This window comes from Microcoleus sp. CAWBG27, from assembly GCF_020883145.1.
Lineage (GTDB): Bacteria > Cyanobacteriota > Cyanobacteriia > Cyanobacteriales > Microcoleaceae > Microcoleus.
This window is the reverse complement of sequence record NZ_JAHREU010000083.1, coordinates 1-26,717: the sequence shown is the minus strand read 5'-3', so window position 1 is coordinate 26,717 and position 26,717 is coordinate 1. Positions and strand designations below refer to the sequence as shown.

General features: G+C 44.8%; 26 protein-coding genes. 6 read left to right on the top strand and 20 right to left on the bottom strand.

The window, feature by feature from the left end:
- Positions 1-36: 36 nt before the first annotated feature.
- The 4 genes from QZ938_RS29400 to QZ938_RS29385 form a co-directional block, all read right to left on the bottom strand.
- A complete protein-coding gene (locus QZ938_RS29400; RefSeq protein WP_293354146.1) occupies positions 37-1,323 on the bottom strand; it encodes an ABC transporter permease in 1,287 nt (428 codons plus the stop codon).
- 38 nt (positions 1,324-1,361) lie between these two features.
- A complete protein-coding gene (locus QZ938_RS29395; protein WP_293354148.1) occupies positions 1,362-3,146 on the bottom strand; it encodes an efflux RND transporter periplasmic adaptor subunit in 1,785 nt (594 codons plus the stop codon).
- 168 nt (positions 3,147-3,314) lie between these two features.
- Complete coding sequence (locus QZ938_RS29390; protein WP_293354150.1) at positions 3,315-3,926, bottom strand: TetR/AcrR family transcriptional regulator; 612 nt, start codon at positions 3,924-3,926, stop codon at positions 3,315-3,317.
- Between the two features lie 79 nt (positions 3,927-4,005).
- Positions 4,006-4,404, bottom strand: coding sequence for a hypothetical protein (locus tag QZ938_RS29385; protein WP_293354152.1), 399 nt, complete (start codon positions 4,402-4,404; stop codon positions 4,006-4,008).
- A 436-nt stretch (positions 4,405-4,840) separates the two neighbouring features.
- On the opposite strand from QZ938_RS29385, the gene QZ938_RS29380 reads away from it, so the two are divergent.
- Entirely contained in the window at positions 4,841-5,146 is a 306-nt protein-coding gene (locus QZ938_RS29380; protein WP_293354154.1) for an antitoxin family protein, read from the top strand.
- The gene (locus QZ938_RS29375; RefSeq protein ID WP_293354156.1) at positions 5,140-5,622 is read left to right on the top strand and encodes a type II toxin-antitoxin system VapC family toxin; all 483 of its coding nucleotides are present in this window, start codon (positions 5,140-5,142) and stop codon (positions 5,620-5,622) included. The genes QZ938_RS29380 and QZ938_RS29375 overlap by 7 nt, the downstream gene beginning before the upstream one ends.
- 224 nt (positions 5,623-5,846) lie before the next feature.
- On the opposite strand, the gene hisC is transcribed toward QZ938_RS29375, so the two are convergent.
- The 4 genes from hisC to QZ938_RS29355 all read right to left on the bottom strand — a co-directional run bounded on the left by hisC (position 5,847) and on the right by QZ938_RS29355 (position 10,372).
- A complete protein-coding gene (gene hisC / locus QZ938_RS29370) occupies positions 5,847-6,893 on the bottom strand; it encodes a histidinol-phosphate transaminase (protein WP_293147617.1) in 1,047 nt (348 codons plus the stop codon).
- Positions 6,894-6,944: 51 nt separating this feature from the next.
- Entirely contained in the window at positions 6,945-7,658 is a 714-nt protein-coding gene (locus QZ938_RS29365; protein WP_293354158.1) for a glycerophosphodiester phosphodiesterase family protein, read from the bottom strand.
- A 192-nt stretch (positions 7,659-7,850) separates the two neighbouring features.
- Entirely contained in the window at positions 7,851-8,702 is an 852-nt protein-coding gene (locus tag QZ938_RS29360; RefSeq protein ID WP_293354160.1) for an alpha/beta hydrolase, read from the bottom strand.
- Between the two features lie 422 nt (positions 8,703-9,124).
- Positions 9,125-10,372 carry an esterase-like activity of phytase family protein gene (locus QZ938_RS29355; protein ID WP_293354162.1) on the bottom strand — a complete coding sequence of 416 codons (1,248 nt, stop codon included), beginning with the start codon at positions 10,370-10,372 and terminating at the stop codon, positions 9,125-9,127.
- A gap of 22 nt (positions 10,373-10,394) precedes the next feature.
- Between QZ938_RS29355 and QZ938_RS29350 the strand changes: the two genes are divergently transcribed.
- Positions 10,395-11,729, top strand: coding sequence for a lipopolysaccharide assembly protein LapB (locus QZ938_RS29350; RefSeq protein WP_293354164.1), 1,335 nt, complete (start codon positions 10,395-10,397; stop codon positions 11,727-11,729).
- A 402-nt stretch (positions 11,730-12,131) separates the two neighbouring features.
- Here the strand turns inward: QZ938_RS29350 and QZ938_RS29345 are convergent, their stop codons facing one another.
- From QZ938_RS29345 to QZ938_RS29330, 4 genes are all read right to left on the bottom strand, one after another.
- Entirely contained in the window at positions 12,132-12,653 is a 522-nt protein-coding gene (locus tag QZ938_RS29345; protein ID WP_293354166.1) for a GNAT family N-acetyltransferase, read from the bottom strand.
- A gap of 98 nt (positions 12,654-12,751) precedes the next feature.
- On the bottom strand, positions 12,752-14,851 hold the full coding sequence (locus QZ938_RS29340; protein ID WP_293354168.1) for a VWA domain-containing protein: 2,100 nt from the start codon (positions 14,849-14,851) through the stop codon (positions 12,752-12,754).
- Positions 14,852-14,857: 6 nt separating this feature from the next.
- Positions 14,858-15,010: a GNAT family protein gene (locus QZ938_RS29335; RefSeq protein WP_293147631.1), complete on the bottom strand. Its 153-nt coding sequence runs from the start codon at positions 15,008-15,010 to the stop codon at positions 14,858-14,860.
- A gap of 64 nt (positions 15,011-15,074) precedes the next feature.
- Entirely contained in the window at positions 15,075-15,575 is a 501-nt protein-coding gene (locus tag QZ938_RS29330; protein ID WP_293147633.1) for a GNAT family N-acetyltransferase, read from the bottom strand.
- Positions 15,576-15,819: 244 nt separating this feature from the next.
- Here QZ938_RS29330 and QZ938_RS29325 point away from each other — a divergent pair, with 244 nt between their 5' ends.
- Positions 15,820-17,865, top strand: coding sequence for an ABC transporter ATP-binding protein (locus QZ938_RS29325; RefSeq protein WP_293147635.1), 2,046 nt, complete (start codon positions 15,820-15,822; stop codon positions 17,863-17,865).
- A gap of 155 nt (positions 17,866-18,020) precedes the next feature.
- On the opposite strand, the gene QZ938_RS29320 is transcribed toward QZ938_RS29325, so the two are convergent.
- From QZ938_RS29320 to QZ938_RS29285, 8 genes are all read right to left on the bottom strand, one after another.
- A complete protein-coding gene (locus QZ938_RS29320) occupies positions 18,021-18,239 on the bottom strand; it encodes a hypothetical protein (protein WP_293147637.1) in 219 nt (72 codons plus the stop codon).
- 27 nt (positions 18,240-18,266) lie between these two features.
- Positions 18,267-19,484, bottom strand: coding sequence for a DNA double-strand break repair nuclease NurA (locus tag QZ938_RS29315; protein ID WP_293147639.1), 1,218 nt, complete (start codon positions 19,482-19,484; stop codon positions 18,267-18,269).
- A gap of 604 nt (positions 19,485-20,088) precedes the next feature.
- A complete protein-coding gene (locus tag QZ938_RS29310) occupies positions 20,089-20,883 on the bottom strand; it encodes an HAD family hydrolase (RefSeq protein WP_293147641.1) in 795 nt (264 codons plus the stop codon).
- 61 nt (positions 20,884-20,944) lie between these two features.
- Positions 20,945-21,685 carry a DUF928 domain-containing protein gene (locus QZ938_RS29305; protein ID WP_293354170.1) on the bottom strand — a complete coding sequence of 247 codons (741 nt, stop codon included), beginning with the start codon at positions 21,683-21,685 and terminating at the stop codon, positions 20,945-20,947.
- Positions 21,686-21,827: 142 nt separating this feature from the next.
- Positions 21,828-22,562 (bottom strand): DUF928 domain-containing protein, encoded by a 735-nt coding sequence (locus tag QZ938_RS29300; protein WP_293219163.1) that lies wholly within the window; start codon positions 22,560-22,562, stop codon positions 21,828-21,830.
- Positions 22,563-22,705: 143 nt separating this feature from the next.
- A complete protein-coding gene (locus QZ938_RS29295) occupies positions 22,706-23,443 on the bottom strand; it encodes a DUF928 domain-containing protein (RefSeq protein WP_293354172.1) in 738 nt (245 codons plus the stop codon).
- 258 nt (positions 23,444-23,701) lie between these two features.
- Positions 23,702-23,845, bottom strand: coding sequence for a DUF928 domain-containing protein (locus tag QZ938_RS29290; protein WP_293147648.1), 144 nt, complete (start codon positions 23,843-23,845; stop codon positions 23,702-23,704).
- Positions 23,826-23,993 (bottom strand): DUF928 domain-containing protein, encoded by a 168-nt coding sequence (locus QZ938_RS29285; RefSeq protein ID WP_293147650.1) that lies wholly within the window; start codon positions 23,991-23,993, stop codon positions 23,826-23,828. The genes QZ938_RS29290 and QZ938_RS29285 overlap by 20 nt, the downstream gene beginning before the upstream one ends.
- Positions 23,994-24,304: 311 nt before the next feature.
- Here QZ938_RS29285 and QZ938_RS29280 point away from each other — a divergent pair, with 311 nt between their 5' ends.
- The gene (locus QZ938_RS29280) at positions 24,305-26,077 is read left to right on the top strand and encodes a CHASE2 domain-containing protein (protein WP_293147652.1); all 1,773 of its coding nucleotides are present in this window, start codon (positions 24,305-24,307) and stop codon (positions 26,075-26,077) included.
- A 388-nt stretch (positions 26,078-26,465) separates the two neighbouring features.
- On the top strand, positions 26,466-26,651 hold the full coding sequence (locus tag QZ938_RS29275) for a P-loop NTPase (protein ID WP_293365668.1): 186 nt from the start codon (positions 26,466-26,468) through the stop codon (positions 26,649-26,651).
- Positions 26,652-26,717: the final 66 nt, after the last annotated feature.

The following is a 26,717-nucleotide window of genomic DNA, read 5'->3' as shown; positions in this document are numbered from 1 at the left end:
ACTTATTTTAGGTGAATTTGACAAGTATCTGTAACTCTAAAACCGCATAGGTTCAGCCCAAAAGTTTTTGGGCTTCCAGTTTTCACAACTGGTAAAAAAATCAAACCCACATCTGCGGAATGTGGGAATTAAACCCACAGCAGTGGATAAACCAAAGCCGATCGCGATTGCATTCCCCGAAACAATAAAAGTAAACTTAAATGAATTAGCGGCAATAAAAGTAATGCCGATGCCGATGACAATACCGATGGAGCCACCAATTACAGAAATAATCACCGACTCAGTGAGAAATTGACTGAGAATAGCTCGATTTGTTGCCCCTAAAGCCTTGCGAATGCCAATTTCTCGCGTCCGTTCCACTACGGTAACTAACATGATATTGGCAATGCCAATCCCGCCTACCACTAGAGATATGCCGGCGATCGCGACAATCATTGTTGTCAACAAACCCAAAATGGTATTAAATGTTTTGAGGATATCTGCTTGATTAATGATTTTAAAATCATCGTTTTCAGGCAGATCGATATTATGACGCAATCGCAGCACATTAGCAACTTGAAATTTAACGATTTCTAGTTGAGTTTCATCTCGACCTTTGATGTAAATACTATTGACAGAAATCCCCATCAGTGAATTATTGCCAACGATCCTCGCTGACATACTGGTGAGCGGAATATACACCGCATCATCTCGATCTTGCGGCCCTTGGGCACCCTTAACTTCCATCACCCCAATCACTTCATAGATTTCACCCTGAATCCGAATCTTTTCGCCGATCGGATCGATATTGGCGGGAAACAGATTTTTCTGCACTGTTGGTGCAATTACTGCCACTGATGCCGCAGAGTTGAGCTCCTCGACATTAAAAAATCGCCCGGTTTTGGGAAAGGTATTCCGCGCCTGAGAATAGTTTAGATCGGTACCGTAAACTGTGGTTGAAGTATTTTTATCCTCATATACTACTTGGGTATTTCGTTGGAGATACGCAGAAACCACCGTTGCCGAGGGTGCTTGTTCGGCGATCGCCTGGGCATCTTCCCAGGTTAATGTCGTGGTAGAACCTTGTCCTTGACTCACCCCACCAGTTTGGGTGGAACCTGCCATCACCTGCAATACATCTGTCCCCAACCCCCGAATATTTTCCTCCGTTGATTTTTGTACCCCTTGCCCGATCGAAGAAATACCGATCGTCGAGGCAATCCCAATAATCACTCCTAGCATGGTTAAACCACTGCGGAGTTTATTATTCCACAAGGCTTCGATCGCCATCCCTGTTATTTCCCAAGTCGAAACCTGATGGGGACGCTGTTTAAATAAAGCCATAAAATCAGTTCCTCACTAATTGCGCTGTTGTGGAGAGATTACGATCCTGGAGGAAATTTCAGACCCCCAGCAGGTTTTTGCTCGGCTGGTGGACTCAGCAACACTTGCTCGTCGCCTTCTAATCCTGACTTCACCTCCGTTTGCTTGCCGACAGTCAAACCCGTGGCGATCGGGCGAAACACGGATTTATTATTGCTGCCCAAAACGTATACCCCCGCTCCCTCAGCCTGTTTCACCACTGAGGCATTGGGTACGAACATCACATTCTGCAACCGACCCACCGCAAATTGAACTTCCACATTCATCCCAGCCTTTAATTTTGCTGCTTCAGTCGGATCGATCGATACCCGCACCTCAACGCTAGTCACGTTTTGGGATGCCTTAGCTTGGGGAGAAATTTGCTCCACCTTACCCGTGAAGACTTCACCAGCAAAAGCATCAGCTTCAATCTTTACTGCTTGACCCAATTTGACTTTGGCAATTTGGGATTCGGAGAGATTGACTACTACTTGTTGACGATCGCTGGTGAGGGTCAGAATCGATGATGATAAAGCCGATCCCCCACTACCACCGCCCATCGAAGGACTGACAAACGCCCCAATATCCGCAAATTTTTCCAGTACGAGCCCATCAAAAGGAGCCAAAATCTGAGTGTCTTTGAGTTGCTCCTGAATCGTTGTCAGGGCGCCTTGTGCCGCTTGCACCTGAGCGCGGGCTTGGGCGATATCTTCCTTCCGAGTACCCGCCTTCAGTAAAGCGACTGATTGGGCTTGCTGCTCGACTTTTGCTTGAGCCTGGGCGATTTCTTCCTTACGGGCACCAGCCTTAAGTAAGGCGACTGATTGGGCTTGCTGCTCGACCTTTGCTTGAGCCTGGACAATCTGTTCTGTTCTAGTTCCGGCTTGTTGCAGAGCTAAAGCTTGTTTTGCTTCCATCACCTGATTTTGGGCAATATCTCGATCGGCGTGTTTTTGCTCCAAGGTTTGCCGGGAAATCGCACCTGCTGTGTAAAGTTGCTGATAACGCTGCCAATCATCCTGTTTTTGTTGGAGAGTCGCCTGTGTTTGCTGTAACCGAGCAACAGCTTGGGCAATTTCTTGGGGGCGATTTCCCGCTTGCAATTGTTGGAGATTGGCTTTGACTTCAGCTAACTGTGCCTCGGCTTTAGCAATTTCTTGGGGGCGATTTCCCGCTTGCAATTGTTGAAGATTGGCTTTGACTTCAGCTAACTGTGCTTCGGCTTTAGCAATTTCTTGGGGGCGATTTCCCATTTGCAAGCGTTGGAGATTGGCTTGCTGCTGTGCCAGTTGTCCTTGATATTGGGCGAGTTGACCGCGTAAGTTGGAGTCATCCATCAGGGCAATTACCTGACCTTGACGGACTCGATCGCCTTCTTTCACCAGTAAGCTTTTGATGATTCCTGCGCTTTTGGGGCTGAGGTTAATCGATCGCTGGGCTTTGACACTACCATTAGCTGTGATGCTAATTGGAACTGTTTTCCGCTCGACCACCTGGGTAAGTGGTTTGGTTGGCGATCGGTCGATCGGCAATGATTCCATCAATTTTGACCCCAAACCGACAGGGCCTAATAATATGATGAAGATTGGTGGTAATAGGAACTTGAACCATTTCCACTTTATCCATGCGTGTATAGGTGGCAACTGGCGAGAGGGTGAAGTGGGAGTGTGTGCCAAGGTATTTTCCACTGGAGAATGTTGGCTAGAGGATGAGGTACTGAGAGTGTCTGCCAAGGTTTTTTCCGAGGTATTTTCTGCTGGAGAATGCCGATCGGACGATGAGGTAACAGTAGTTTCTTTTAACATATTGCCTCCTTTAGAATGTAAGTACTTACTTATTAATCGGCTAAAAAAATATCTACTCAGGACAAAATCTAGTTTTAATCGTCAAACGCAGTCACAGATCGCTGTTTGACGATTAAGTTGTCACCAATCCCACAAGGGGCTCGCTAAAGGTAAATTGAATCGAAAAAATTATCGATCTGGGGCAATCCCCGCCCATAGTGTTTCAATGAGATTGTGAATGAAAGTAGTCGGTTCGATCGATTTGCATTGGGGCAAGAAGAATGAGACTGGAAATGGTATTTTGGTAGCGATCGTTTGAGTCATGACATAGTTATTAATCGCGCCGACGATTGTGTGAGCGACTGTCATCGAATCGCAGGATTTAAGATGACCTTGCTCGATCGCGCGATCGAGATATCCGGCCAATAACTGACTGTCCCTGATTGGTGGTGGCACAATTGGCGGAACGGGTAAATTCCCCTGGGTCATTAGCATAAATACTCGCGGCATCACCTCTTGATAAAATTCCAGCATCTGACCGCAGATATCCGTCAATTCCGCTCGAATTTCCGCTGTAGGCGTATCGCTAGATAAGACTTTGACCCACTTCGGTGTTTCTGAAATGCCGATTGCAGCCAGAAACAAGGCTTGTTTGGTAGCAAATCGTTTAAAGATCGATGCTTCCGATATGCCAGCTTTTTCGGCGATTACCAACGTAGAAGCATTTATCCCTTGCTCTAAGAAGACTTCTCGCGCTGCTGCCAAAATTTCTTCATTGGTAATTTTGGGAGGTCGGGGCATAAGTAAGCAAGTGACGATTCACCAATCATAGAGTTGTACTAATACAAGCGTCAAGCTGGCTGTTTCGCAGTCAAGGCAATTACTTTGTAGCCGTCCAATTTTTTTGCCCTGTCGGTAAATCGGCAACACCCTTCATGGTTTCACCCTCTACCGTACCCGCAAATTTCAGGCTAGCTCCTCTGAATTTTACAGCGAAAGCCACTTTTCGATCGCTAGTTACACTTCCGGTAAGCGGCAACTCACCCATCGGCCCTTTAAAAGTACCCGTCAGTGCAGTACCTTTTTGAATCAGAGTATAAGTAGGAGCTAGATTCTCACCCACAATTGACATTTTCCAATTACCTTCAACGTTAGGAACTTTGGCGTCAGCAGATTGGACGCTGGGAGTTGGAACGCTGGGAGCTTGGGCAAAAGTAACGCTGGATAACAATATCGATGCTATGGAGCCAACCAAGAGTACAGGAAAGGATTTAGACATAGTTCACCTCTGGTGATGGGTTTGGAACGCTCGATCGCCACTCAAAAGATATGTGAGTACTTACTTACTAATGATATCTGAGTATTTTAGATCTTGTCAAGGAAGTAATTTCTCTAGTATCCGTAGCGTTCCCCAGCCTAGAAGAACCCCAATCCCTGAAATGTCTGTAGGGGCAATCCCCCCGTGGTTGCCCTCGTTGTTAGCGATTATGCGCGATTGCCAGACAAATATCGAGCAAATCGTGAAAAAATCTCTTCAATGCTAAAAAACTTGTCAGCATAGACTTGTCGGTCTGGATGATGTCTAGAGGCTCTGCCTCGCTTTCAAAGAAGTAGAATTGGAGGCAGAGCATCTGGATCTGCGTTCCCAGGCTCTGCCTGGGAAAGAGTAACGAGTAGAATACAATCTATCTAAGCTTTTAACTAAGAGGCTAATTATGCCAGAAACTATTGCTGCTGTCTACGAAAATGGGGTTTTTCGCCCGTTGAGTTCTGTGTCTTTCAAAGATGGGGAAACTGTACAAATCCAAATTGTAGCGGAAGAGTCGTCGGAAGAACTTAAGGACGATCGCGAAAAAGCCATCAAGTTGATGGATTTACGAAAATTGATGGGTTTGCCAACAAAACAGTTTAAGCTAGATGCAGCCGCAGAACAAAAGCGGCGCGAACTGTTTGAAAAACTCAAGGGAAGAGTGGGGAAACCTCTTTCTGAAATCGTTATTGATGATCGTGGCCCGTGGTAAATGCCTATTTTTTAGACACCAGTGCTTTGGTTAAACGGTATGTGCCTGAATTGGGAAGTAATTGGATTCAATCAATTACTGTTCCTGCGGCAGGTAACTTTCTCGCAATTTCTCAGATTACTTGGGTGGAGGTATGCAGCGCTTTTGCACGCCGTCAACGGGAGGGGAGTCTATCTGTCGATGAAGTTGACCAACTTATGGGAGATTTTCGCACGGATTTTGACAACCAGTATGAAGTTCTTGAACTCGATCGCAATTTGATCGAAACAGCGGGCGCGCTGGTGATGCAAAATCCCCTGCGGGCTTATGATGCTGTGCAGTTAGCATCAGCTTTACGGTTTCAATCTACTCTCATCTCAGTGTCGGAATCTCAATTAGTTTTTGTTTCGGGGGACAACCGATTGCTGGATATTGCTCAGTCTGCCGGATTGGCGATCGACAATCCTAATAATTATCCGCAATCAAATGGTTTGTAGTGGGGAATGCGAGTCCTCCGATAGATGCGGACTGAAGTCCTCACTACGAGCCTTGGAAAGGACTGAAGTCCTCACTACGAGCCTTGGAAAGGACAAGTCCTCACTACGAACCTTGGAAAGGACTGAAGTCCTCACTACGAACCTTGGAAAGGACTGAAGTCCTCACTACGAACCTTGGAAAGGACTGAAGTCCTCACTACGAACCTATATTGCTGGGTGGTTATCTAGAGGATTTCTTTCAATGTTTTAAGTAATATTTGATTCTGTTCTTCCGTACCTATACTAATTCGCAATTTATCGTCCAATCGCGGCTGATTGAAGTATCGAATCAATATTCCCTGCTGTTTCAGTGTTTGATAAATCCTTTCTGCATCGCCGTTTGGCGGCCTGATTAACAAAAAGTTGGTTTGCGAGGGCCAAACTTCAAAGCCTAATTCCTGGAAACTAACAGCTAGTTGCGCTCTGGAAGCCTTGATTTTTTCGGCGTTGGCTGTTTTGTGGTCTGAATCTGCGATCGCACTCGCCGCCACCGCATAGGCTATAGCATCCACATTGTAGCTGTCTTTGATTTTATTTAATTCAGCCAACAGCGCCGGATTTGCTATGGCAAAACCCAACCTCAATCCTGCTAGCGAATAACCTTTGGAAAGCGTTCTTAAAATTATAACATTACTGTACTTTTTTGTCAACTCCAAAGCATTGTTTTCGGCAAAATCTACATAAGCTTCATCAATGACTAAAATACCCGATAATTCTTGAGCAAGTTTCTCCAAATCTGCCACAGATATCGCTGTTCCCGACGGACTGTTCGGCGAAGCTATAAATGTCACAGCACCTCGGGCTGCTATTAGCAAATCTACGGGTAACTTGTAGTCATCGGGATAGGGAACTTGGACAAATTCTGCATCCTGAATTTCTGCCAGCGTGCGGTACAATACATAGGTAGGTGAGGGACAAACAATCTGTTTACCCGATTCGCCCGCCGCGCGAACGATCAAATTTAATAAATCGTCGCTGCCGTTACCTACGGCAATCCAATCGTCAGGAACCCCCAAGGCTTTACTAGCGGCGATGCGGAAAGTTTTACCCGTTGGATCTGGATAGCGCCGCAGCATTTCTGGGTCTATTTCCTGAAGCACTTTTAAGGCTTTTGGAGAAGGCGGATAGGGATTTTCATTAGAATTTAGTTTAATAATTTTTGTGCCTAGCGGTGGCTGTTCACCCGGCACGTAACCGGACATTTCGTGGATGCTTTTGCGAAAGTAGTTCATCTTTTATCTGCGTTCATCTGCGTTTATCTGCCTACATCTGCGGTTGCAAAATTATATCAAACTATTAGTGACAATCCGAGTTATACCCAAATCAATTAACTTTTGCATATTTGCGCGATCGTCCACCGTCCACGCTACAATGTCAACTCCTTGATTGCGGGTTTCTGGAATTAGTGCGGGGTTTTCCAATAAAACACGATACAGGCTGGTAATCAAGTTATCGCGATGGGCGACAGCTTGAGACAATTGAGTTTTATATGCTTCTAAATTAGCAACAATGTGTCCGATCGCCAAATCGCCATCTAGCCGCCGCACTTGTCCGAGAAATTTCTCGCTAAACGAGGTAATAACGCATTTTTCTTGAATTCCTGCACGGTGCAAAGTATTGACAAACTCCGCAACTTCTGTATCCGACCATTCGCAGTGCGGCTTGACATCAAAGTAGAGAAATTTGTCAACATTCTTGAGGATAGCTAAGGCTTCTTTCCAGGTAGGAATTTTTTCCCCTGAAAATTCATCGCTAAACCATTTACCAGCATTAAGTGTCTGCAAGTCTGACAGGTTTGTTTCCCTGACTTTACCGGAAACTCCGGTGATTCTATCGAGGGTGGCGTCGTGGAAAACCACGGGCACGCCGTCAGCCGATAGCTGGATGTCAAACTCGATCGAATCGGCTCCGCGGGCGATCGCCAGTTCAAAAGCTGCTAAAGTGTTCTCAGGGGCGATCGACGAAAATCCCCGATGTGCAATAATTTCTAAATTCATTCTTGGTAATAAGGACTTTAGTCCTAGTTTGTAGTAAGGACTTTAGTCCTAGTTTGTAGTAAGGACTTTAGTCCTTTGTGCAAGTCTTAAGAAGGACTAAAGTCCAGTTTGTAGTAAGGACTTCAGTCCTTTTTCTTTTGTCTGAAGAAGGACTAAAGTCCTCACTACGAACCTGAAGGACTGAAGTCCTCACTACGAACAGCTATCTAAAAATTCTGCCACAGTTTGATTGAAAGTTTCCGGTTGAGTCAAAAAACACCAATGATTCCCCGGTACTTTGGCAATTGTCAGATTTTGCAAGTATGTTTTGTAGGGCTGCATTTGCCAATCCATGCGATTTACGCCTGTTTCCGGCTGTACGAACAAAGTTGGGATATCTATATTTTCCGTTAAACCGGCAACTTTCATCACTTCAGCAAAAATCTGATTTCTGGCGGCAATCACAAATTTACTTCCCCAACTTCCATCTAATTTTTGTTCGATGTGGTTTTGGAAGATCATTTGTTGCATTTCATTCCAGCCTGCGTATTCTCCCGATTGTTTGGCGGCTGCTTCGGCTTGGGCTAAAGTTGCAAACGGGCCCATACATTTGAGACAGTCTAATTTGCGGTAAACTATTGGTAGACTGAGTTTCATCACAGCGGGCAGCTTGGTGATGAAGATTGGGTCTACTAAAATCATACTCGAAATGCGATCGCCATTCTGCCGCGCCCAAATAGGTGCTAGTTTTCCAGTCCAAGAATGTCCGAGAATGTGGGCATTTTGCCAGTTGAGGTGTGCCATCAAAGCTTCCAAATCTGCGATCGACCTTGCAAAAGTATAACCTGTTTCCGGTTTGCTACTTTCTCCGTGGCCGCGCATATCCGGCGCTACAACATGATAGCGGTTCGACAAGTAATTGCCCAAACCAGTCCAAACCACTGCACTATCTGCTAAACCGTGCAATAACAGCAAACGCGGAACTTTTTCTGTCCCTGTTTGTGAGTTCCATTCTAGATAAGAAAGTTCGATATCTGGTAATTTTAAACTGTGGCGTGCAGGCATATAGAAAAAGTTTGACTAATTTCAGGAATACGCAAAAGGTTTGTAGTGAGGACTTTAGTCCGCATCCAAAGGTTTGTAGTGAGGACTTTAGTCCGCATCCAAAGGTTTGTAGTGAGGACTTTAGTCCGCATCCATTAACTAGGACTTGCATTCGTCACCAAAAAACTTGTTAGCAAACCAATGACTCGGAGGAATCTTGTTTCTGATATATAGCCTTTAGAGCGAAAGATGAGGTATGACTGTAAATGGATTTTTTGAGGCGACCTTGCTTACTATATAATAAATATAACAGAGCTAAAGAATAAGAGGGCTAAAGCCCAACAACGTACCTCACATTTCTAGATAGAGGTCGCTCTAAAATTCTTAACTGTCAACTTTTGAAGACTCCTGCAAGGACTGCTATACCAAACACAATCATCACCCTAAATTTTACCTTTTAAACTCAACAAAATAAACTGAGTTTTCTGAGCCTCCTCAAAATTGTCGTCGCTCACCAAAACTATACTTTGACTGCCGTCTGGCAAACGCGGGCCGAGAGTCATTCCCTCTAAATTGTACAGCGGAATGCCCAATTCACTCAAGTCCAGGAGCAACTTTTTCCTCACAGGTTCGACCATTCCAATTTGCCCTTTCAAACTCTCGATTCTCGAAGTATCCGTCGCCGCGCCAACCGCTACTTGATAAATTCTAGCGCTGTATCCCGATATCCCAAAAGAACGCTCTAAACTCAGAAATTGACCGCCACCGACAGTTACCAATTCTGTTAGCCCGTTCAAAACAGTCATCGGCACTTCGTCTGTCTTGTAAAGATTCTCTGAGACTAATTGTGGTGTTTTATCGACGATGATATAATGTAAAAGACGGACTTTGTTTGCTTTGTCTGGGTCTAAATCTTGAATTAACGGCGCTGCTGTCGCTGTAAACAACCTAAACGGATCGAGACCGCCAGGACTAAAGGTTTCTGGGTCGATGCTTAAGGATTCAAAACCTAAACTTTTCTGGACTCCTTGCTGTTGTTTTTCATCGTTGGTATCGGGGATGTAGCGCTTCGGAATTGGCAAATTTCCTCGCAATTTCCCGGTGGTGAGGTCAAATTCTCCGACAAAAGGAGGGCTGCTTTCGCTGGCGACAAATACTGAATTCCGTGGAGACAGGGCGATACCTTCGGGATTGATGGAACCCCAAAGAAAGGTTTCACCATCCCCTTTTTTGAGGGATGTAACGCCTTCAACAGAAACTTTTTCGAGGCTGATATTGGCTGGATCGCTGGATTTAAGATCGAGTCGGAGACTGTAAAATCTGGCTTCTCCGTTTTCGCTTTTGTCGTCGGAAAGGGCGTAAAAACGATAAGCCTTGGAAGTGACACCACTAATACCTTTGGCGTCGTAGGTGATTCCTGATAAACCGCCGACTGGCGATCCTTCAAAGTTGATTTTTGGCAATTGGTACTCGCCCAAAAAGCCTAGGGATATTTCTGGAAAAGAGCGATCTCTAGCAACAGCGGGAGGGGCGGCGCAAGCTGTGCATACAGTTAGGAAAATTAGAGCTAAACTGAATAGGCGCAAAATGCGTTGGCCCAAAGCCTGTAAATTCCAATAATTGCTCAGTGCGGTAAGTTGTATTTTGTTGCTCTTGTTGAACAGTTGGCTGGTGTGCCATCTTTGTGACATAATTTATACCGTTTTGTTAAATATGCAAAACTTGATGTTTCGAGCAGGGCTGCCGAATGGTGGCAATTATATTTCTTTTATGAGAAATTCTGTGCCATTTGGGTGCTTGCTTTGGTTGTGGCTGTGTGCTGGTTCGATCGCTAGCGCCCAAACTAATCCACCACCCCTCGATCAATTTTCTCCTAATCCTCTAGAACTTACCACACCCGATCCCCTAAAACCCGCTACTGAATCTTTGAGTAGCACTCAGCGGGAGGAGCTGAGTGCGGCTTTGGAAAAGCTAAGCTTAGAAGCAGCGGCTAAACTGGAAGCTGGAGATGGGGCTGGTGCTTTTGATATTTGGTTTCGAGAATTGCGACTGCGCCGATATCTTGGCCCGGCGGCGGAAATTGCTGCTTTGAGTCGGGTGGGAAGTGTTGCTTGGAGTAGCAATAAAAACCTGGAACTTCAGCTTATTACTAAACGGCTGCAAGCAATTCACAAACAAGTTAAATCGCAAGTGCCGGTAAATACTGAGTTGCTCCCGGCTTTAGCTGCGGCTTTTGGGCAGGTGCGCGCTAAAGGCCCGACTGTAGAAGTTTACCAACAAATCCTGGAAAATGCGCGCCAAAATCAAGATATATTGGCTCAGGGTCAGATTTTAAAGGCGATCGCACTTATTCACGTCAATTGGCTGAGTTACGATAAAGCGGCTGCGGTGTATGAGGAATTGGCAACTTTAATTCAGGAAAACCGCGCTTTATTTGTGGCTAATGCTGCTGTACCAGTTACTGCTGTAACGGCGGGAAATGGCGCGCCACCACAGCCTGTAACTGCTCCGACAGAGGTAGATACTCTGAGACAGTTAGCCTACGTTTACCAACAGTCGAAACAGCCCCTAAAGGCGATCGCAGCCCGGGAAAAACTAGCATCTGTGTATGTCAACCTGCAAAATCCGGCGGCGATACCACCGCTCAAAATTGCGATCGGCACCGATTACCAAACTATAGGTCAAATCAACTTAGCAGCTCAATACTATCAGGAAGCCTACAATTTAGCCGTCCCGATCCAACAGTACGCCCAAGCTAGCGAAGCTTTGGATAAATTAGCACTGCTTTATCGATCGCAAAAACAGCTAGAACCGACTGTGCGAATCTATCAAATGCAGTTGCTTTTGGAAGAACGGGCTTACAATTGGTACGGATTGATGAATGCTTACGACAATCTCGGTCAAGTTTATCAGGAAATGAAGGATTACAAGAAAGCTTTGGAAGCCTATCAGAAGGGGTTGGAAGTGGCTAAAAGATTGGGACACAGAAAAGAGTATTTTGACAAGAAGATTATTAAGGTTAACAAGCAATTGCAACGGACTTCGTAGTTATCCGCAGACAATCATGCCAAGGAATGAGAATTATAGCGGTTGTCACAAAGATGAGGTACGTTGTTGGGCTTCAGCCCTCTTGGTTTAAGTGGTTATATAAGCTGTCATTTATACCTCATCTTTTTGAGAAAGGCTATAAATAACTTACAATTTGATGGTTCTAGTGGAATGGGCGTCCCGCCCGTCCTTTCTGAACGGGCGGGACGCCCATTCCACAAGCTTATGTAATACCATTTATCTAAAATTGTACAACACTCTTCGACCCCCCCTAGCCCCCCCTTGCTAAGGGGGGGAACAAGAATGCTGTTATTTCGTTGAAAATTGGTATAAATTATTTAATTTCCGATCCTAATTTGTGATGCGAGTAATTGAAACGCGATCGGGTACCCATTATCCATCCTACGCAGATACTGCGGACTGGTAAGTTTCTCGTGAAATAGAATAATATAGTACATCAGTTTCGTAATAACGAGCATTTTTTTCATATTTCATGCCTACTTTCTGTATCACCCGCTGGGAGGCGATATTTTCCGGGCGGGCGATCGCAACTATTCTCTCCAACTGTAATATGTTAAATCCATAGTTTAGACTAGCAAAAGACGCTTCAGTCGCCAATCCTTGATTCCAATAAACTTTATCGAAGGCATAGCCAAGCTCAACTTCCGGTGTTTTGTCCAGAAAAGCAAGTCCGCAGCGGCCAATCATTTTACGATCTATCTTATGTACTACAGCCCACATTCCGAAGTTGTGTTCTTCCCAACGTTGGAGCATAGCATGAATGGCGGTTTCTGTGGCTTCTCTAGTTCTAATTCCTGTGAGGTATTTCATTGTTTCCGCATCGCTGTAGATGCGGTACAGATCGTCTAAGTCGTCTGGCGTAAATTGTCTCAGATACAATCGGGCTGTCTCTATTTGTTGCATGATGACAATCATTATTCTACCATAAAAATTGGAGGTATATCCTCCATATCTGCGTTACCAGGTTCTGCCTGGTAACGATTAATTCGCACCCTACAAAACTACTTTACTCCTATCTTTGCCACTAGCGTCTTGCAGCTTTCAACTAAACGGATGAACTCTGCTCGATAGCCTTCCTTATCTTCACCTTTCGCCTGACTTGCCAGCCTCAATACTTGATCGAAATTAGCTGCCCCCTTGTACTCAGAATCTCTCAAAACCATCCCGAAAGCAGCTACAGCAGCAGCAAATCTGAAGTTAGCAGAGGCATTTTCTAGTTTCACAGGTTTGTCGATTATCGACTGCGTAATTAACTGACTCACTGTCTCATTGGGGTTTTTGTAGCGCAACTTTACCTGCATCAATTCATCAGTTTGAGATGCAGAAGCAGTGGCTGGGTTCGGTTGATATTTCAACGGATCGACTTCCGGCAATTTGACATTGCTGGTGACACCAACCGGAATAATTTCGTAAATTGCCGTTACCGAATGCCCCGCACCTAATTCACCTGCATCTTTTTTGTCGTCGTTAAAGTCTTGATTTGGCAAAACTCGATTTTCGTAACCGACTAGACGGTAGGCTTGAACTTTAGCCGGATTGAATTCTACTTGAATTTTCACATCTTTGGCGATGGTAAATAGCGTGCCTCCGATTTGAGTTACCAAAACTTTTTTGGCTTCCAGCAAACTGTCGATATAAGCGTAATTTCCATTACCTTTATTGGCTAGCTGTTCCATTTTTGCATCTTGCAAATTGCCAGTACCAAATCCCAAGACGCTGAGGAAAACTCCTTGTTCTCGTTTTTCTTCAATCATCCGCACGAGTTCGCCATCGCTGGAAACGCCGACATTAAAATCGCCGTCCGTTGCCAGAATAACGCGGTTGTTTCCTTGTTTGATAAAGTTGTCTCTAGCAACTTTGTAGGCTAGTTGAATACCCGCTCCGCCTGCGGTAGAACCGCCTGCTTCTAGCTTGTCAATGCTATCTAATATCTTTTCTTTTTGGTTGCCCGGTGTTGGAGGCAAAACTAACCCGGCGGCTCCGGCGTAGACTACAATTGTAACGCTATCTTTGGCTCGCAATTCGCTCACTAGATATTTCAAAGATGCTTTGACTAACGGCAATTTGTCCGGCGAATTCATGGAACCGGAAACATCGATTAGAAATACGAGATTGTTCGGCGGTAAATTTTTGGTGGAAATGCTTTTTCCTTGCAAGCCGATGTGGACTAATTTGTGTTGGGGATTCCAGGGAGCATTGGCGACTTCTGTATTAATTGAAAAAGGTCGATCGCCCTTTGGCTGCGGATAGTCGTAGGTAAAGTAATTAATTAGTTCTTCGAGGCGCACCGCATCTTTGGGCGGCATCACCCCGCTGTTGATAAAGCGTCGGACATTGCTGTAGGATGCTGTATCGACATCGATGCCAAATGTGGAAAGCGGGTTGTTGCTAGCCCGCTGATAGGAGTTATCATAAATGCGGTTGTATCCTTCGCGATCGAATTCTTGGGCTTGTTGCGCGGGCAACGTTGTAGGTGATGGCCGTGGAGTTACTGGTAAATTAATTCCACCAGAAATCCTAGTTCTTAATTGATCTTGTCCTGTAAAGCGACTGTCAAGGTTAAGTCTCGCTGGCTGAGGGGCTGTTTGGGGAGAAGGCGGTAGTAAAAATGCAGAATTTGGTTCTGAAAGTTGGGGACTTCGATTTTGTTCTTCAAGCGAAATATCGCCCAGGGGAGGATTGGTTGCCCTGGGAAGAACAGCCGGAAGGCTTGCTAAATCAGCGGCAAATTCCGATCGCAAACGCTGCACAATTGCTAAATCTTCGGGGCTGACTTTTGGCGTACCTGCTGCGATCGCCCGATCGACTTTTACCAAACAACTATTTAAACTTACCGCAAAGTCGGAGCGCTTTAAAGGTCGATCGCCTAAAGTAGTACCAACCGGGGAGACAATCGGACAACTGTAGCGTTTTGCTAAGGATAGTAGTGCCTGAAAAGCCCAGCTACTCGGTGCAATGTCAGCCGATTGAGAGACATTTGTGGGAGTTGGTGCGTTGGTTTGGCGATCGACTTTTTGGGCGATCGCACTTTTGGGATTCATCCAGTAAAAAGTTAAAATGACTGGACTTAGCAGCACTATTTGCAACAAAAGTTTACGCATAGATTTTTACTCCTGAGAATATTGCGATCGCGATATTGAATAACATACTACATCAGTTTCATAATAACGAGCGTTGTTTTCATATTTGAAACCAACTTTCTGCATCACCCGCTGGAATGCGATATTTTGGGGGCGGGCGATCGCAACTATTCTCTCCAACTTTAATATTTCAAATTTTGTCTGGCTAAAAATATTTTAGTTGGGTTTCGTTCGAGGTAAAATATTAGAGTCTTGCGATCGCATAATATACTCGATCGCGACCGCAATCGTCAAAATTATGCTGGTATTTCATCCCCACTTTTTCCATTACCCGCCGCGAGGATCTGTTTTCGGTATCTGCAACTGCAACAACTTTGTCTAGTTTCAATACTTCAAATCCATACTTGAGGCTAGCCGCTGCAACTTCCGATGCTAAACCTTTCCCCCAGTATGCTTTTGCTAACACGTAACCGACTTCTACTTCAGGTGTTTTGCCTAAAAATCTCAGCCCCCCGTCCCCGATCAATTGGTTATTTTGTTTGTTGACAACAGCCCACAAACCGAAACCATGTTTTTCCCAATCTGCGATTATCTCCAATAAATCTGCTGCTGTTTCTTCTCTATTTCTGACGCCTTCGCTTAGATACTTCATCACTTCTGAATCGCTGTAGATGCGGTACAGCTCATCTAAGTCGTCTGGCGTAAATTGTCTCAGATACAATCGGGCTGTCTCTATCTCTTCCATGATGATTGTATAACTTCTACCAGTAGATTATTATACCAGTTTTGTTTGGATACAAACATTTTGGTTGGGTTTCATTCCTCAACCCAACCTACGGTTTACCGATCTTCATGCAAAAAACATCTCCAATAATTCTTGTGGAACAGGCAGGATGCCTGTTCTAGACTTAGTTTTTTGGAGAGGTCTAAAATATTGATTCTCTTTGTTACAATTATTAATTGGATGTATTATACCAGTTTTCCTGTAAATGACCATTTCCTCACCAGTAGCAGACACCGAAAACCAACCCCGCCGCGATACAGACTGGCGGTTATTCCTGAGGTTGGCAGCTTACGCAACCCGCAGCAAACGCTTGCTGATTATTTCGATCGCACTATTAGTACCGCTAGCAGTCTCAGGAGCAATTCAACCGATTCTGATCGGACAGGCAATTTCGGTAATTCGAGCAGAACCTACCTATCAATTTTTACAGGGATTGCCTTTATCTACTGCATTAAATGTTTTGGCAGTCTTGCTGATGCTAACTATAACATTTAGATTGGGACTGCAATCATTTCAAGGATATTTAGTCACAAAAGTAGGGCAAATTATTACTACTGATATTAGAAATGATTTGTTTGTGCACGTCACCTCGCTAGCGGTGCGATTTTTCGATCGCACTCCTGTCGGTAAATTGATGACGCGCCTCACCAGTGACGTGGAAGCTTTGGGAGAGGTTTTTTCCTCAGGGGCGATCGGGATTGTCAGCGATTTATTTTCAATATTAGTAATTGCCATTTTCATGTTTACCATGCAATGGCAACTAGCTTTAATGTTGGTGACGATGATGATACCGATTACCGCTTTAATCGTTTATTTTCAGTACCAATATCGAATTGCAAATTACACTACCAGAGAAGAACTTTCCGATCTCAACGCACAACTGCAAGAAAACCTGACGGGTATTGGCGTAGTGCAGCTATTCCGCCGGGAAAGATTCAACTCAGAATTGTTTAATGTCACCAACAAACGCTACATTAAAGCCGTTGATAAAACTATTTTTTACGACTCTGCCGTATCTGCGACATTGGAATGGATTGCTTTAGTGGCGATTGCAGCCGTTTTGTGGATGGGCGGTCAAAGCCTTCTGCAAGGTACAATTAACTTTGGTACTCTGTCTGCATTTATTTTATTTGCTCAGCGTCTCTTCGATCCGCTGCGGCAATTTGCTGAGAAATTTACGGCAATTCAAGCAGGATTTACCGCCGTCGAACGGATTAGCGATATTCTCAACGAACCGATCGAAATTAAAGATCCAACTAGCGGGGAGAAGGAAGAAGGAAAATGGGAGAAGGAAGAAGTCCGATGGAAGTCGGAAGAAGGAAGAGGGAAGAGGGAAGCAGGAAGAAGGGAATATTATTCGCCGTTGCTGATGGCCGGTCATCCAGAGGCACTTGCTTATAATTTATCTTCAAATGAGCCAGAATTTGTAGAAAGTAATCAAACTCCTGCAACTTCTGAATATCGCCTATCAGCTAACAATCAAAAATCCCTAGTTGCTCATTCCCAATCAAAGGAATCTGAATCAGGAGAAATCCAATTTGACAATGTATGGTTTGCTTACAAAGATAATGAATATGTTCTGCAAGACCTGAATTTTACCATCAAATCTGGCGAAAAAGTCGCATTAGTTGGCCCGACAGGTGCAGGAAAAAGTTCAATTATTCGTCTTCTGTGTCGTCTCTACGAGCCCACACGGGGCAGAATTTTGGTTAATCATGTAGATATTCGCGATTTACCTCAAGCAGAATTGCGAAGACACGTAGGTGTGATTATTCAAGATGGCTTTCTATTTGCTGGCGATGTGAAGAGCAATATTAGCCTTGGCGAAAGTTACTCGATGGAGGAGATTCGAGCAGCAGCAGAAAAGACGAATGTTGCTCGTTTAATTGAAGAATTACCTCAAGGTTATGACACGCAATTGCGGGAAAGGGGAACGAATCTTTCCGGGGGACAAAAGCAGTTGTTAGCGTTTGCTCGCGCCGCCATTCGCAACCCCAGTATTTTAGTGCTCGACGAGGCGACTGCTAGTTTGGATGTGGGAACGGAAGCTTTGATTCAAGAGGCTCTGGAGCGTGTGATGGCTGACAGAACGGCTATAATCATTGCTCACAGGCTCTCGACTATCCGAAATGTCGATCGCATTTTGGTGCTCAAACGCGGGCAGTTAGTAGAGTCTGGCAGCCACGAAGAGTTGTTGCAGCAAGAAGGTTTGTATGCGAGTTTGTACAAGCTGCAAATGCTGGGAAGTTAGACAGTTGACAGTTGACAGTTGACAGTTGACAGTTGACAGTTGACAGTTGACAGTTGACCGAAGGAAGTCAGGAGAAAGGAATTTTTTTCCTAAACTCGGTAGATTTGCGGTTTTAGATTTTAGATGAGAGAACAAATCTAAAATCTAAAATCATATCACTTACCAAAAATGATTTTTCCAAGGGTTTGTGGCAGGTGAGTGATATGCTGAAAAAGCTGATTTGGCCCGATGCCAAACAATAACTGCATCGCCAACACAATTGCGGCTATAGCAATTGCTGTACCCGCGCTGGCTTTCAATACTTTAAAAGCCCAATTAAACACCAGCCAAGAAACAAGTAAGGAAGCAATTAAGATGATTAACTCTATTGGCATATAACATTTTTAACTCTTATTTTTAATTCAAGCAATACTACCGCGCTTCCGGGTTTCCTTATTAGAAATTCCGACATTTTTTAAACCAGCTTTAATCATTTGCTGCTCTAACAAAGCAAAAAAGCTACTTCGATCGCCCCCGGTGACTACTGCTTGGTTGTGGGCTTCTGCTAGCGTCACGGGATAGCCGCCACCTTTGTGTACTTGAGCTAGCATCATTCCTAAGGCTAAATCTAGCTCTGTATTATCTTGTGCTACCCATTCCGGAATTTCTATTCTAGCAATTTCTGTGCCAACGTGAACATAACAAAAATAGATGGGATTGAGACCGTATAAATCTAAAATTCGAGCGTGGGATTTCCACAACGGGCTTCTTTGTCCGGGTAGCAGGATTGTGGCCCACAAGACGGCATCTCGCAATGGTTCAAATTCTTGACAAGGTGCTTTTTCGTCGAAAGCACTGGTGGCGGAAAATCCGACGTTGGGGCAGTTTGTCATGCAGTCTGGTACTTCGTGGGTGCAGGCTTGAAACCGCAAAAATGATAAGCTTTCGGTGCTGCGAGAAGCGCTCAAGTATCCTAATAAGGGAATTTTTGCTAGGCGCAATTTGTCCCAAGCTTCTAAAATTGGCTGCAAAATTCGATCGCGCGCTTCGCTAGGTAACTGTTCCAAAAACCAATAAATCAGGGAACCATCTACCATTGCCAAAGTTGGCGCGGGTAGTTGATTGTCGTTAAATTTTGCCCAATTGCAGCCCATTTCCGCGAGGGCGATGGCTTCGGAAACGGCGCGCCGGTATCCCATCCACTCTTCGGTTCTAATTCCCCACTGGCGCGAAGCATACAAGTCTTCGGGTTTGTAGAAAACTTCGGGCACGCTGTCTAAAACTGGGTGCCGACTTTGCCCGTAGTGCAGCATGACTGTACCGACGTTGATCAGGTAGCAGTAGGCTATTTCGTGATGGCTGGGCGAAATTTGCGATCCGTCTGTGGCGAAGACTGTGTGGGCGGCGGGCGGTGCGGTGATGTAGGTGCGATCGCCCAAGGGCTCGATCGGCGTGGCTGCATTGAATAATGTGCGATCGCTCCAACTCTCTTGCAATTCTACCAATTTTTCTTGTCCCACTGCCGCCTGTTCCAGCAAATTCTGAGCCACTTCCAAACGCTGGCGAGCCGCCAAAGCTTCCACATTCAAATGCTGGCTCATTCCCTGCATTGCTTTGGCTGCTTTAGTTAAATCTAGCATTGGTTTTAAGTCTCTGATTGGTGCGATCGTTCGGAATGCAAGTCCTTGGGAAAAGAAGGACTAAAGTCCTTACTACGAACCTGGGAAAGAAGGACTAAAGTCCTCACTACGAACCTGGGAAATAAGGACTAAAGTCCTTACTACGAACCTGGAAAATAAGGACTAAAGTCCTTACTACGAACCTGGGAAATAAGGACTAAAGTCCTTACTACGAACCTGGGAAATAAGGACTAAAGTCCTTACTACGAACCTGGGAAAGAAGGACTAAAGTCCTCACTACGAACCTCCTGGAAAAGAAGGACTAAAGTCCTCACTACGAACCTCCTGGAAAAGAAGGACTAAAGTCCTCACTACGAACCTATTTTATTACAGTCACCGATAAAAAAAAATCGATTTTTTTTGTCGGTATGCTTGATTATTTGGGGAATTCCTGTTATATTTATATCATAATGGGAATATGTTCAAAAATATTATTTTCGCAACCATCCCATTATATAAAAATACCATACCAGCACCACAAAAGTCAACAAAAAAAGTGTAAAATTTGGAGATTTTTTTTGACTCTGCTAAGCGAAAAAAAATCTCCCTGCCAACAAGTCTAACATCAACATTCGTCGGGCAGCCAATCGACAAAATCTCCGGCAAACTGCGACAGAGAAAGCAATTGAACTGGTGGATTTTGAGCCACAGATTCCCGTTCTGCCAAAGTATTGTAACCCCAGTCAGCCAAAAACAACCTCACCTGAGATAAATCCGGCTGCTGCTTCACAGAAACCAAAGTTTTTAACCGATCTTCGACAAACCAAATAGTCGTATCTTTGCCAGACGCCGCCAAAAATTCCCGCAATATTTGGTGTTTCGGCTTGTTGTATTCCTTGCCAAAAATTAACTCCGACGGCATTTGTACGCCCGCTAGCTGCAAGAGTTCCCGCACAAAACGGCCTTCCTTGGTGGTGACGATCGCGACTTTGACCGAACTATCCTGTAACGAATGCAGGCGATCGGCTACTCCTGGATAAAAGCGGTGCAAAGACAGCCACCCAGCTAAATCCTCAGCAATCCAACTATCGCGCAGTCCGTCTAACATGGCGCCGACAGACTGGGCTTTTAAATTATTTTCGGTCAATAACTGCGGGACAATGTTTGGCCAGTCTAGCAAAATTTGCTCTTCGGTAATTCCTGTCAGCAGTGCGCGAATCAGCAGGGGCATTTCCCAGCCGGTTTCGATGGCTGGCCTCACTCGGTAAAAACTCAAAGCTAAATCTGCATCGGGGACTATTTCGACTGGTTGCCAGATTTGGCAGTAGGTTCGCCAAGCGGTTTGGAAATATTCGATTAGTCCGTCACAAATTACACCGTCAAAATCAAGGGCTAGAATTGTTGGAGAGTTATTAGTCATCAACTGAGTTTAGAGTTTAGAGTTTATATTTTAGATTTGGGATTTGGCTGAATAGTCTCAATTAAAAAGACTGAACTAGCGGTTTATCGGCAACTGCTTCTAGTTTTTGGGACTTCAACAATTGCGCCCACTCTGCTTTCAGCATCGGATCGTCAGGAGCTTGTCGCCGCATTTGGGCTAGAGTAGAAATAGTATCGTACCAAATCCCATTTTTAGCATAGGCGATCGCCAATTCCATGCGATCGGGATTTGCCAAAGTTTCCTTAAGAGTTGGCTGTGGTTCAATACGCTGCACAAATCCTGTCACCAGATAATCCTCGGAATAATCTTGATTGCAAGGCACTGACAACGACCACTGATAGGGCTGGTTAAGTTGAAGAGATGTTTTGCCATCGCCTTTTTTAGGAATATCGATCTCAACTATCCCTGGTTTTTCAACCTTGAAAGTAGTTTGGTAAACCTCGTTATTTTTGCCATCGTAAGTTTGTAAAGCAAACTCGATTTCTTGAGTCGCAGCAGAAGAAATGTCAGCCAAAAATGTTGGCATTTCTGCTACGGTTAAACCAATATTGCTTTTAGGTATTAAAGGAATAATAGATACATCCTTCACACAACCTCCGCTTCGATGAGTCCCTGCTACTCTACTATTGGGTGCTGTAACATCTGGAGGTTTGAAATTAATATTCTGACTCAGGAGAATTTGTGCAGGCACTGCCTGCATCGGTGGCAGTAAACTGGGGATAGTAAGTGCGATCGCAAATACGGCGATCGCCAGTGCAACCCCACGTACAAAACGTTTCATTTTTTAACCAGATAGCAGGAAGGTTGGGGGTGCCATTTTTACTCATCCCTAGGAGTTTGAATCGCAGCGGGCGATCGGCTTAATTTGTCAATCTTCAGATTCTCATAAGAAGGACAAATTAAGCCTTGAGAAATCGGGACGCTTAAAGAGACTGAACTAGGGGTTTATCGGCGACTGCTTCGAGTTTTTGGGACTTCAACAATTGCGTCCACTCAGTCTTCAGCCGCGCATCATCGGGTGCGACACTACGCATTTGGGCTAAAGTCGCCAGAGTCTCGTACCAAATGCCATTTTTAGCATAAGCGATCAGCTTCGCCCTCGGGTCGGGATTTGCCAAAGCGCTCTTGAGAGTTCCTTGCGGTTCAACTCGCTGCATCCATCCTTTAATAATATAATCTCCCGATCGTTCCTGAGGATCGCAAGCCAGTGCAAACGACCAGACATATCGCTTACCAACCTCAATATTTTTTGTCTTACCTTTGTCAGAAAGGCTGACTCCCACAATTCCAGCTTTGTCAACTTTCAAACTAGATTCGTAGACTACTTCGGATTCATCTTCGTTTAGCAAAACAAACTCTACTTGAGCCGCCGGCTGAGAAACATAGACAAAAAATGTTGGCGACTCTGTGAGGGTTAAGCCAATATTGCTTTCAGGTATTAAGGGAGTAATCGATAAGCCATCCTGCAACTGACAGCCTCGATGTGCTCCCCCTTGCCGGTTCTCGGGGGCTGTTACCTCTGGCGGTGTGAAATTAACATTCTGACCCAGGGGAGTTGGTGCAGGGACAGCCTGCATCGGTGAAAACAAGCTGGGGAGAGTAATTGCGATCGCCAATACAGCGATCGCCAGTGCCGTAAAATGTAGAAAACGTTTCATTTTTTTCACCAGATAGAATAAAATCAGGGTTCGGATTTTTACTCCTGACTAGGAGTAGGAATCGCAGCGGGCGATCGGTTTAATTTGTCAATCTTCAGAGCCTCAGAAGAAGGACAAAAGAAAGCCTTGAGAAATAGGGAGGCTTAAAAAGACTGAACTAGCGGTTGATCGGCAACTGATTCGAGTTTTTGGGACTGCAACAATTGCTTCCACTCGGCCCTGAGACTCGCATCATTGGGTGATCCTCGCCGCATTTGGGCTAGAGTACCAATTGTATCGTACCAAATATTATTTTCAGCATAAGCGATCGCCAAGGCCATAGGGTCAGGATTTGCCAAATTTTTCTTGAGAGTTTCCTCGGGTTCAATGCGCTTCACAAACCCTTTAACAAAATAATTTCCCGACGGATCGTCATTGCAAGCCACGGAAAACGACCACTGATACCGCTGGTTAACCTCCAGAGATTTTTTGCCCTCCCCTTTGTTAGGAATACTGACCTCAATTATCCCCGGTTTGTCAACTTTGAAAGTCGTTTTATAAGCATCGATTCCTTTTCCATCGTCAGCTTGCAACGTAAACTCGACTTGAGTCGAAGGGTGAGAAACATAGGCCAAGAATGTTGGCGATTCTGCTATGGTTAAACCATCATTGCTTTTAGGTATTAAAGGAACAATAGATAAATCCTTCGGACAAGCATTCCCTCGATGCGTCGCCGATTGCCTGTTGTCGGGGGCGTCTACATCGGGAGGTTTAAATTTAACATTCTGACTCAGCAGCATTGGTGCAGGCACAGCCTGCATCGGTGGCAGGAAACTGGGGAGACTAAGTGCGATCGCACATACAGCGATCGCGAGTGCAGTAAAATGTAGAAAACGTTTCATTTTTTCACCAACCTTATAGATATATTATAGATCTCGTCTCTACTGTTAGTCCGGAGTTCTCAGCCCGGGCGCGATCCGGTCAAGTTTTGATTGTTCGCATCGCCATCAAAAGAAGGAAAAAAGTTCAATAAATAGCGATTTTTAAAGAGACTCAACCAGCGATTGACCTACCACTGATTCCAGTCCTTGGGACTGCAACAATTAGGTCTACTTGGCTCTGGGTCTCGCATATCTCGGTGTCTGTCGCCGCATTTGGGTTCAAGTAGCGAGAGTTTCGTACCAAATCTCATTTTTAGCATAAACTTCGAGCCACGTCATCGGGTCGGGATTTGCCAAATCGCTATTGAGAGTTGGCTGGGGTGCGATGCGCTGTACGAACCCTTTAACAACTGTATCTGCCATCTGCCGATCGAGCGTCTGGTTCGCAAATCATCGAAAACGATCGCACGTAACGCTTGCCAACTTCCAGTGATTTGTTGCTGTCGCCCGTAGCGAGAATGCTAATTTCAACAATCCCGGATTCATCAACTTTAAATGTTTTTTGGTACATAAATTTTTTCTCCCTGCTGGCGACCAATATTTTTGAGAAGCTAGTCTCACACCGCAGATACAGAATTTGAAGCTTGACAAATCAATAACATTAATTAATTGGAGCTGCAACTGGATTCTGGGGACGGTAAATCCAGCGGTCGAGGTCGCGAGTGTGATTCCATATACATTTCGCTACCAGCGAACTGTAAAGTTTTGTTACAAATCGGTCGGAGTTTCCGGGTGTTCTAAGATGGAAGAAGTCTCGTGTAGGTGCCGACAAGCAACATAACTGCTGTTCGGTGAAACGACTCAAAATTTTATAATCTGGCAATGACTAAAATATCTAACAAATTTCTATCTGACAAAATTCGTTGGGCAGCGGCTCAATTGAGTCAACTGTATAAACCATCACTAACAGTTGTTAGCTCTGTATTAATTGGAAGCGCGGCAGTAACATTATGGTTGGGTGGGGCTAGGCACCTAGGAATACTGGAACCAGCAGAATTAAGCGCTTACGACCAAATGCTGAGATGGCGTCCCGACGAAAAGCCAGATCCGCGCTTGCTAATTGTGGGGATTACCGAAGCAGACATTCAGAAACTAAAGCAGTGGCCGATATCCGATCGCAAAATAGCTGAAATATTACAAAAACTAGAAAAAATGCAGCCGGCAGTCATCGGCTTAGACGTACTGCGAGATGTACCTTTAGGAGAGGGGCGCGAGGAATTAACTAAAGTTTTACAAAAAAGCGATCGAATTATCGGGGTATGTTTAGTCACCGACGGAGGCCCCGACACTCCCGGTTCTCCCCCTCCTCCGGGAATACCAGCAAACCGGGTGGGATTTGCAGATTTTGGAATCGATCCGGGCGGCATACTCCGCAGGGCTTTATTATTTATGAAACCACCGATAATTAAGGGCGATAACTCGGTAGAAAAACATCTTTGCAATGACAATTTTCAAGTTTTAACTTCCTTCAACCTCCAGCTATCACTCCGCTACTTGCAAAAGTATAAAATTTTCCCCAGACTGGGAGCAGATCAATCTTTATGGCTGGGAAAAACTAATTTAAAAAAATTAAAAAGCAATGACGGAGGATACAGCAATATCGATGCGAGGGGATATCAAATACTAATTAACTATCACTCCAGAAACCAAGTTGCAAACAAAGTTACAATTAGCGATGTTTTACAAGGGAAAGTCAATCCGAATTTAGTGAAAGATAAAATAGTGCTGATCGGTTACACATCAGAAACCGTTAAAGATATATTTTATACTCCTTACAGTGGACAGCAGCAAAAAAACCAATTCATGCCGGGGATCGTGGTACACGCACAAGTAATCAGCCAAATTTTGAGTGCTGTTTTAGACAAGAGACCGATGTTTTGGTTTTGGCCGGAATGGGCAGAAATCCTGTGGATTGCAGGATGGTCAATTGTGGGAGGAACCGTGGCATCGCGGATGGCTCACCCATGGAAGCTGGCGCTGACATTCGCAGCAATACTGTCGGGGTGTGGCGCGATCGGTTTTGGGATTTTTCTGTTGGGAGGGTGGGTGCCTGTAGCAGCGCCAGCCTTAGCATTAATCCTGACTGGTGGCAGCATTGTATCAGCAGACAGATTTAATAAATCGGGATACGGGAAAGCAATTACCGATCGCGTAAAACAAGTATTCAAAATCGAAATAGACCAAGCCCAAAAAGAACAACAAGTTGCAGACATTGTAGAATCAGATTTCTTTAAAGAATTGCAGCTCAAGAAAGATGAACTCAAAAGTAGTAAAAAAGATACCTCTGAAAAAACTCCCTCGGATCCCCAAGAAATAACGGTGGGTAATGTGGATCTTCCCCAGGCCCAAAGCGACGCAGACGAATTCTTAGCTCAGTTGCAGCTAAAAGCCAAACAGCAGAAGCAGCGGGCCGCGGCGACTGCATCGGAAAGCGACTCAAAAACAGAAAGCGCGATCGATCCTGGCGCGAGTGCTAGTTCTGGCGAAACCGAACCCGATGAGGGGTTCAGCGATTTGCAAGCCAGGGCAAAGCAGATGCGGCAGCGCCGGAAGGCAGACAAGAAGATCGAAGAGGAAAAAATTGATACTTTATGATATATGATGCGATCCTCAATTCCATCATAATTGATTGTCGCCGTTTCTCCCTGTCATAGTAGTAGAATCTACGGTAAAATATGACTTACATTCCGTTTTGACGGTGTTAAGCCTAGTTGACTAATTACTACGCCCTGTATCTATTTTAGCGATCGGGTTATTCAGATTACTTTTGGTTGTAGACTACAATTCGATCTGCCTCTGATTAATGCCTTCGTTTCTAGAGTCTGATTGATTGGCAGACTTCGTAGCTAAGCAGGGTTCCCAACTATAGAGGACATAAATCAACAACTGAATCTAAATAAAAGTCCAGCATCTCAAAAACTTGAAAGTCCATAAATGATTAGACTTAAAGAGATAATTGTTTAATCTTTGCAATACGCCTATCATGTCCAAAATCATCTCTGTCCACTCTTACCGGGGTGGCACTGGCAAATCTAACATGACTGCAAACCTGGCATCTATTATCGCTCGCGGCGGAAACAGGGTCGCCATTGTGGACACAGACATTCAATCGGGAGCATCCCGGTTATGTAAATATCGGAATAACAATAGTCCGGACAGTTTTCAATGACCAACGGTAGAATGGGGGTTCTGGGTTCCAGCCTCTGTGAAATATTAACGGTAGAATGAGGCTTTG

What these genes read in the sequence shown, in the direction of transcription:
- QZ938_RS29280 (WP_293147652.1), top strand. Translation starts at nt 24,305, where the DNA reads ATGACTAAAATATCTAACAAATTTCTATCTGACAAAATTCGTTGGGCA.
- QZ938_RS29385 (WP_293354152.1), bottom strand. Translation starts at nt 4,404, where the DNA reads ATGTCTAAATCCTTTCCTGTACTCTTGGTTGGCTCCATAGCATCGATA.
- QZ938_RS29295 (WP_293354172.1), bottom strand. Translation starts at nt 23,443, where the DNA reads ATGAAACGTTTTCTACATTTTACTGCACTCGCGATCGCTGTATGTGCG.
- QZ938_RS29380 (WP_293354154.1), top strand. Translation starts at nt 4,841, where the DNA reads ATGCCAGAAACTATTGCTGCTGTCTACGAAAATGGGGTTTTTCGCCCG.
- QZ938_RS29395 (WP_293354148.1), bottom strand. Translation starts at nt 3,146, where the DNA reads ATGTTAAAAGAAACTACTGTTACCTCATCGTCCGATCGGCATTCTCCA.
- QZ938_RS29355 (WP_293354162.1), bottom strand. Translation starts at nt 10,372, where the DNA reads ATGTCACAAAGATGGCACACCAGCCAACTGTTCAACAAGAGCAACAAA.
- QZ938_RS29315 (WP_293147639.1), bottom strand. Translation starts at nt 19,484, where the DNA reads ATGCTAGATTTAACTAAAGCAGCCAAAGCAATGCAGGGAATGAGCCAG.
- QZ938_RS29360 (WP_293354160.1), bottom strand. Translation starts at nt 8,702, where the DNA reads ATGCCTGCACGCCACAGTTTAAAATTACCAGATATCGAACTTTCTTAT.
- QZ938_RS29305 (WP_293354170.1), bottom strand. Translation starts at nt 21,685, where the DNA reads ATGAAACGTTTTGTACGTGGGGTTGCACTGGCGATCGCCGTATTTGCG.
- QZ938_RS29285 (WP_293147650.1), bottom strand. Translation starts at nt 23,993, where the DNA reads ATGTACCAAAAAACATTTAAAGTTGATGAATCCGGGATTGTTGAAATT.
- QZ938_RS29300 (WP_293219163.1), bottom strand. Translation starts at nt 22,562, where the DNA reads ATGAAACGTTTTCTACATTTTACGGCACTGGCGATCGCTGTATTGGCG.
- hisC (WP_293147617.1), bottom strand. Translation starts at nt 6,893, where the DNA reads ATGAACTACTTTCGCAAAAGCATCCACGAAATGTCCGGTTACGTGCCG.
- QZ938_RS29350 (WP_293354164.1), top strand. Translation starts at nt 10,395, where the DNA reads ATGCAAAACTTGATGTTTCGAGCAGGGCTGCCGAATGGTGGCAATTAT.
- QZ938_RS29330 (WP_293147633.1), bottom strand. Translation starts at nt 15,575, where the DNA reads ATGGAAGAGATAGAGACAGCCCGATTGTATCTGAGACAATTTACGCCA.
- QZ938_RS29390 (WP_293354150.1), bottom strand. Translation starts at nt 3,926, where the DNA reads ATGCCCCGACCTCCCAAAATTACCAATGAAGAAATTTTGGCAGCAGCG.
- QZ938_RS29400 (WP_293354146.1), bottom strand. Translation starts at nt 1,323, where the DNA reads ATGGCTTTATTTAAACAGCGTCCCCATCAGGTTTCGACTTGGGAAATA.
- QZ938_RS29365 (WP_293354158.1), bottom strand. Translation starts at nt 7,658, where the DNA reads ATGAATTTAGAAATTATTGCACATCGGGGATTTTCGTCGATCGCCCCT.
- QZ938_RS29325 (WP_293147635.1), top strand. Translation starts at nt 15,820, where the DNA reads ATGACCATTTCCTCACCAGTAGCAGACACCGAAAACCAACCCCGCCGC.
- QZ938_RS29320 (WP_293147637.1), bottom strand. Translation starts at nt 18,239, where the DNA reads ATGCCAATAGAGTTAATCATCTTAATTGCTTCCTTACTTGTTTCTTGG.
- QZ938_RS29340 (WP_293354168.1), bottom strand. Translation starts at nt 14,851, where the DNA reads ATGCGTAAACTTTTGTTGCAAATAGTGCTGCTAAGTCCAGTCATTTTA.
- QZ938_RS29345 (WP_293354166.1), bottom strand. Translation starts at nt 12,653, where the DNA reads ATGCAACAAATAGAGACAGCCCGATTGTATCTGAGACAATTTACGCCA.
- QZ938_RS29290 (WP_293147648.1), bottom strand. Translation starts at nt 23,845, where the DNA reads ATGGCAGATACAGTTGTTAAAGGGTTCGTACAGCGCATCGCACCCCAG.
- QZ938_RS29275 (WP_293365668.1), top strand. Translation starts at nt 26,466, where the DNA reads ATGTCCAAAATCATCTCTGTCCACTCTTACCGGGGTGGCACTGGCAAA.
- QZ938_RS29310 (WP_293147641.1), bottom strand. Translation starts at nt 20,883, where the DNA reads ATGACTAATAACTCTCCAACAATTCTAGCCCTTGATTTTGACGGTGTA.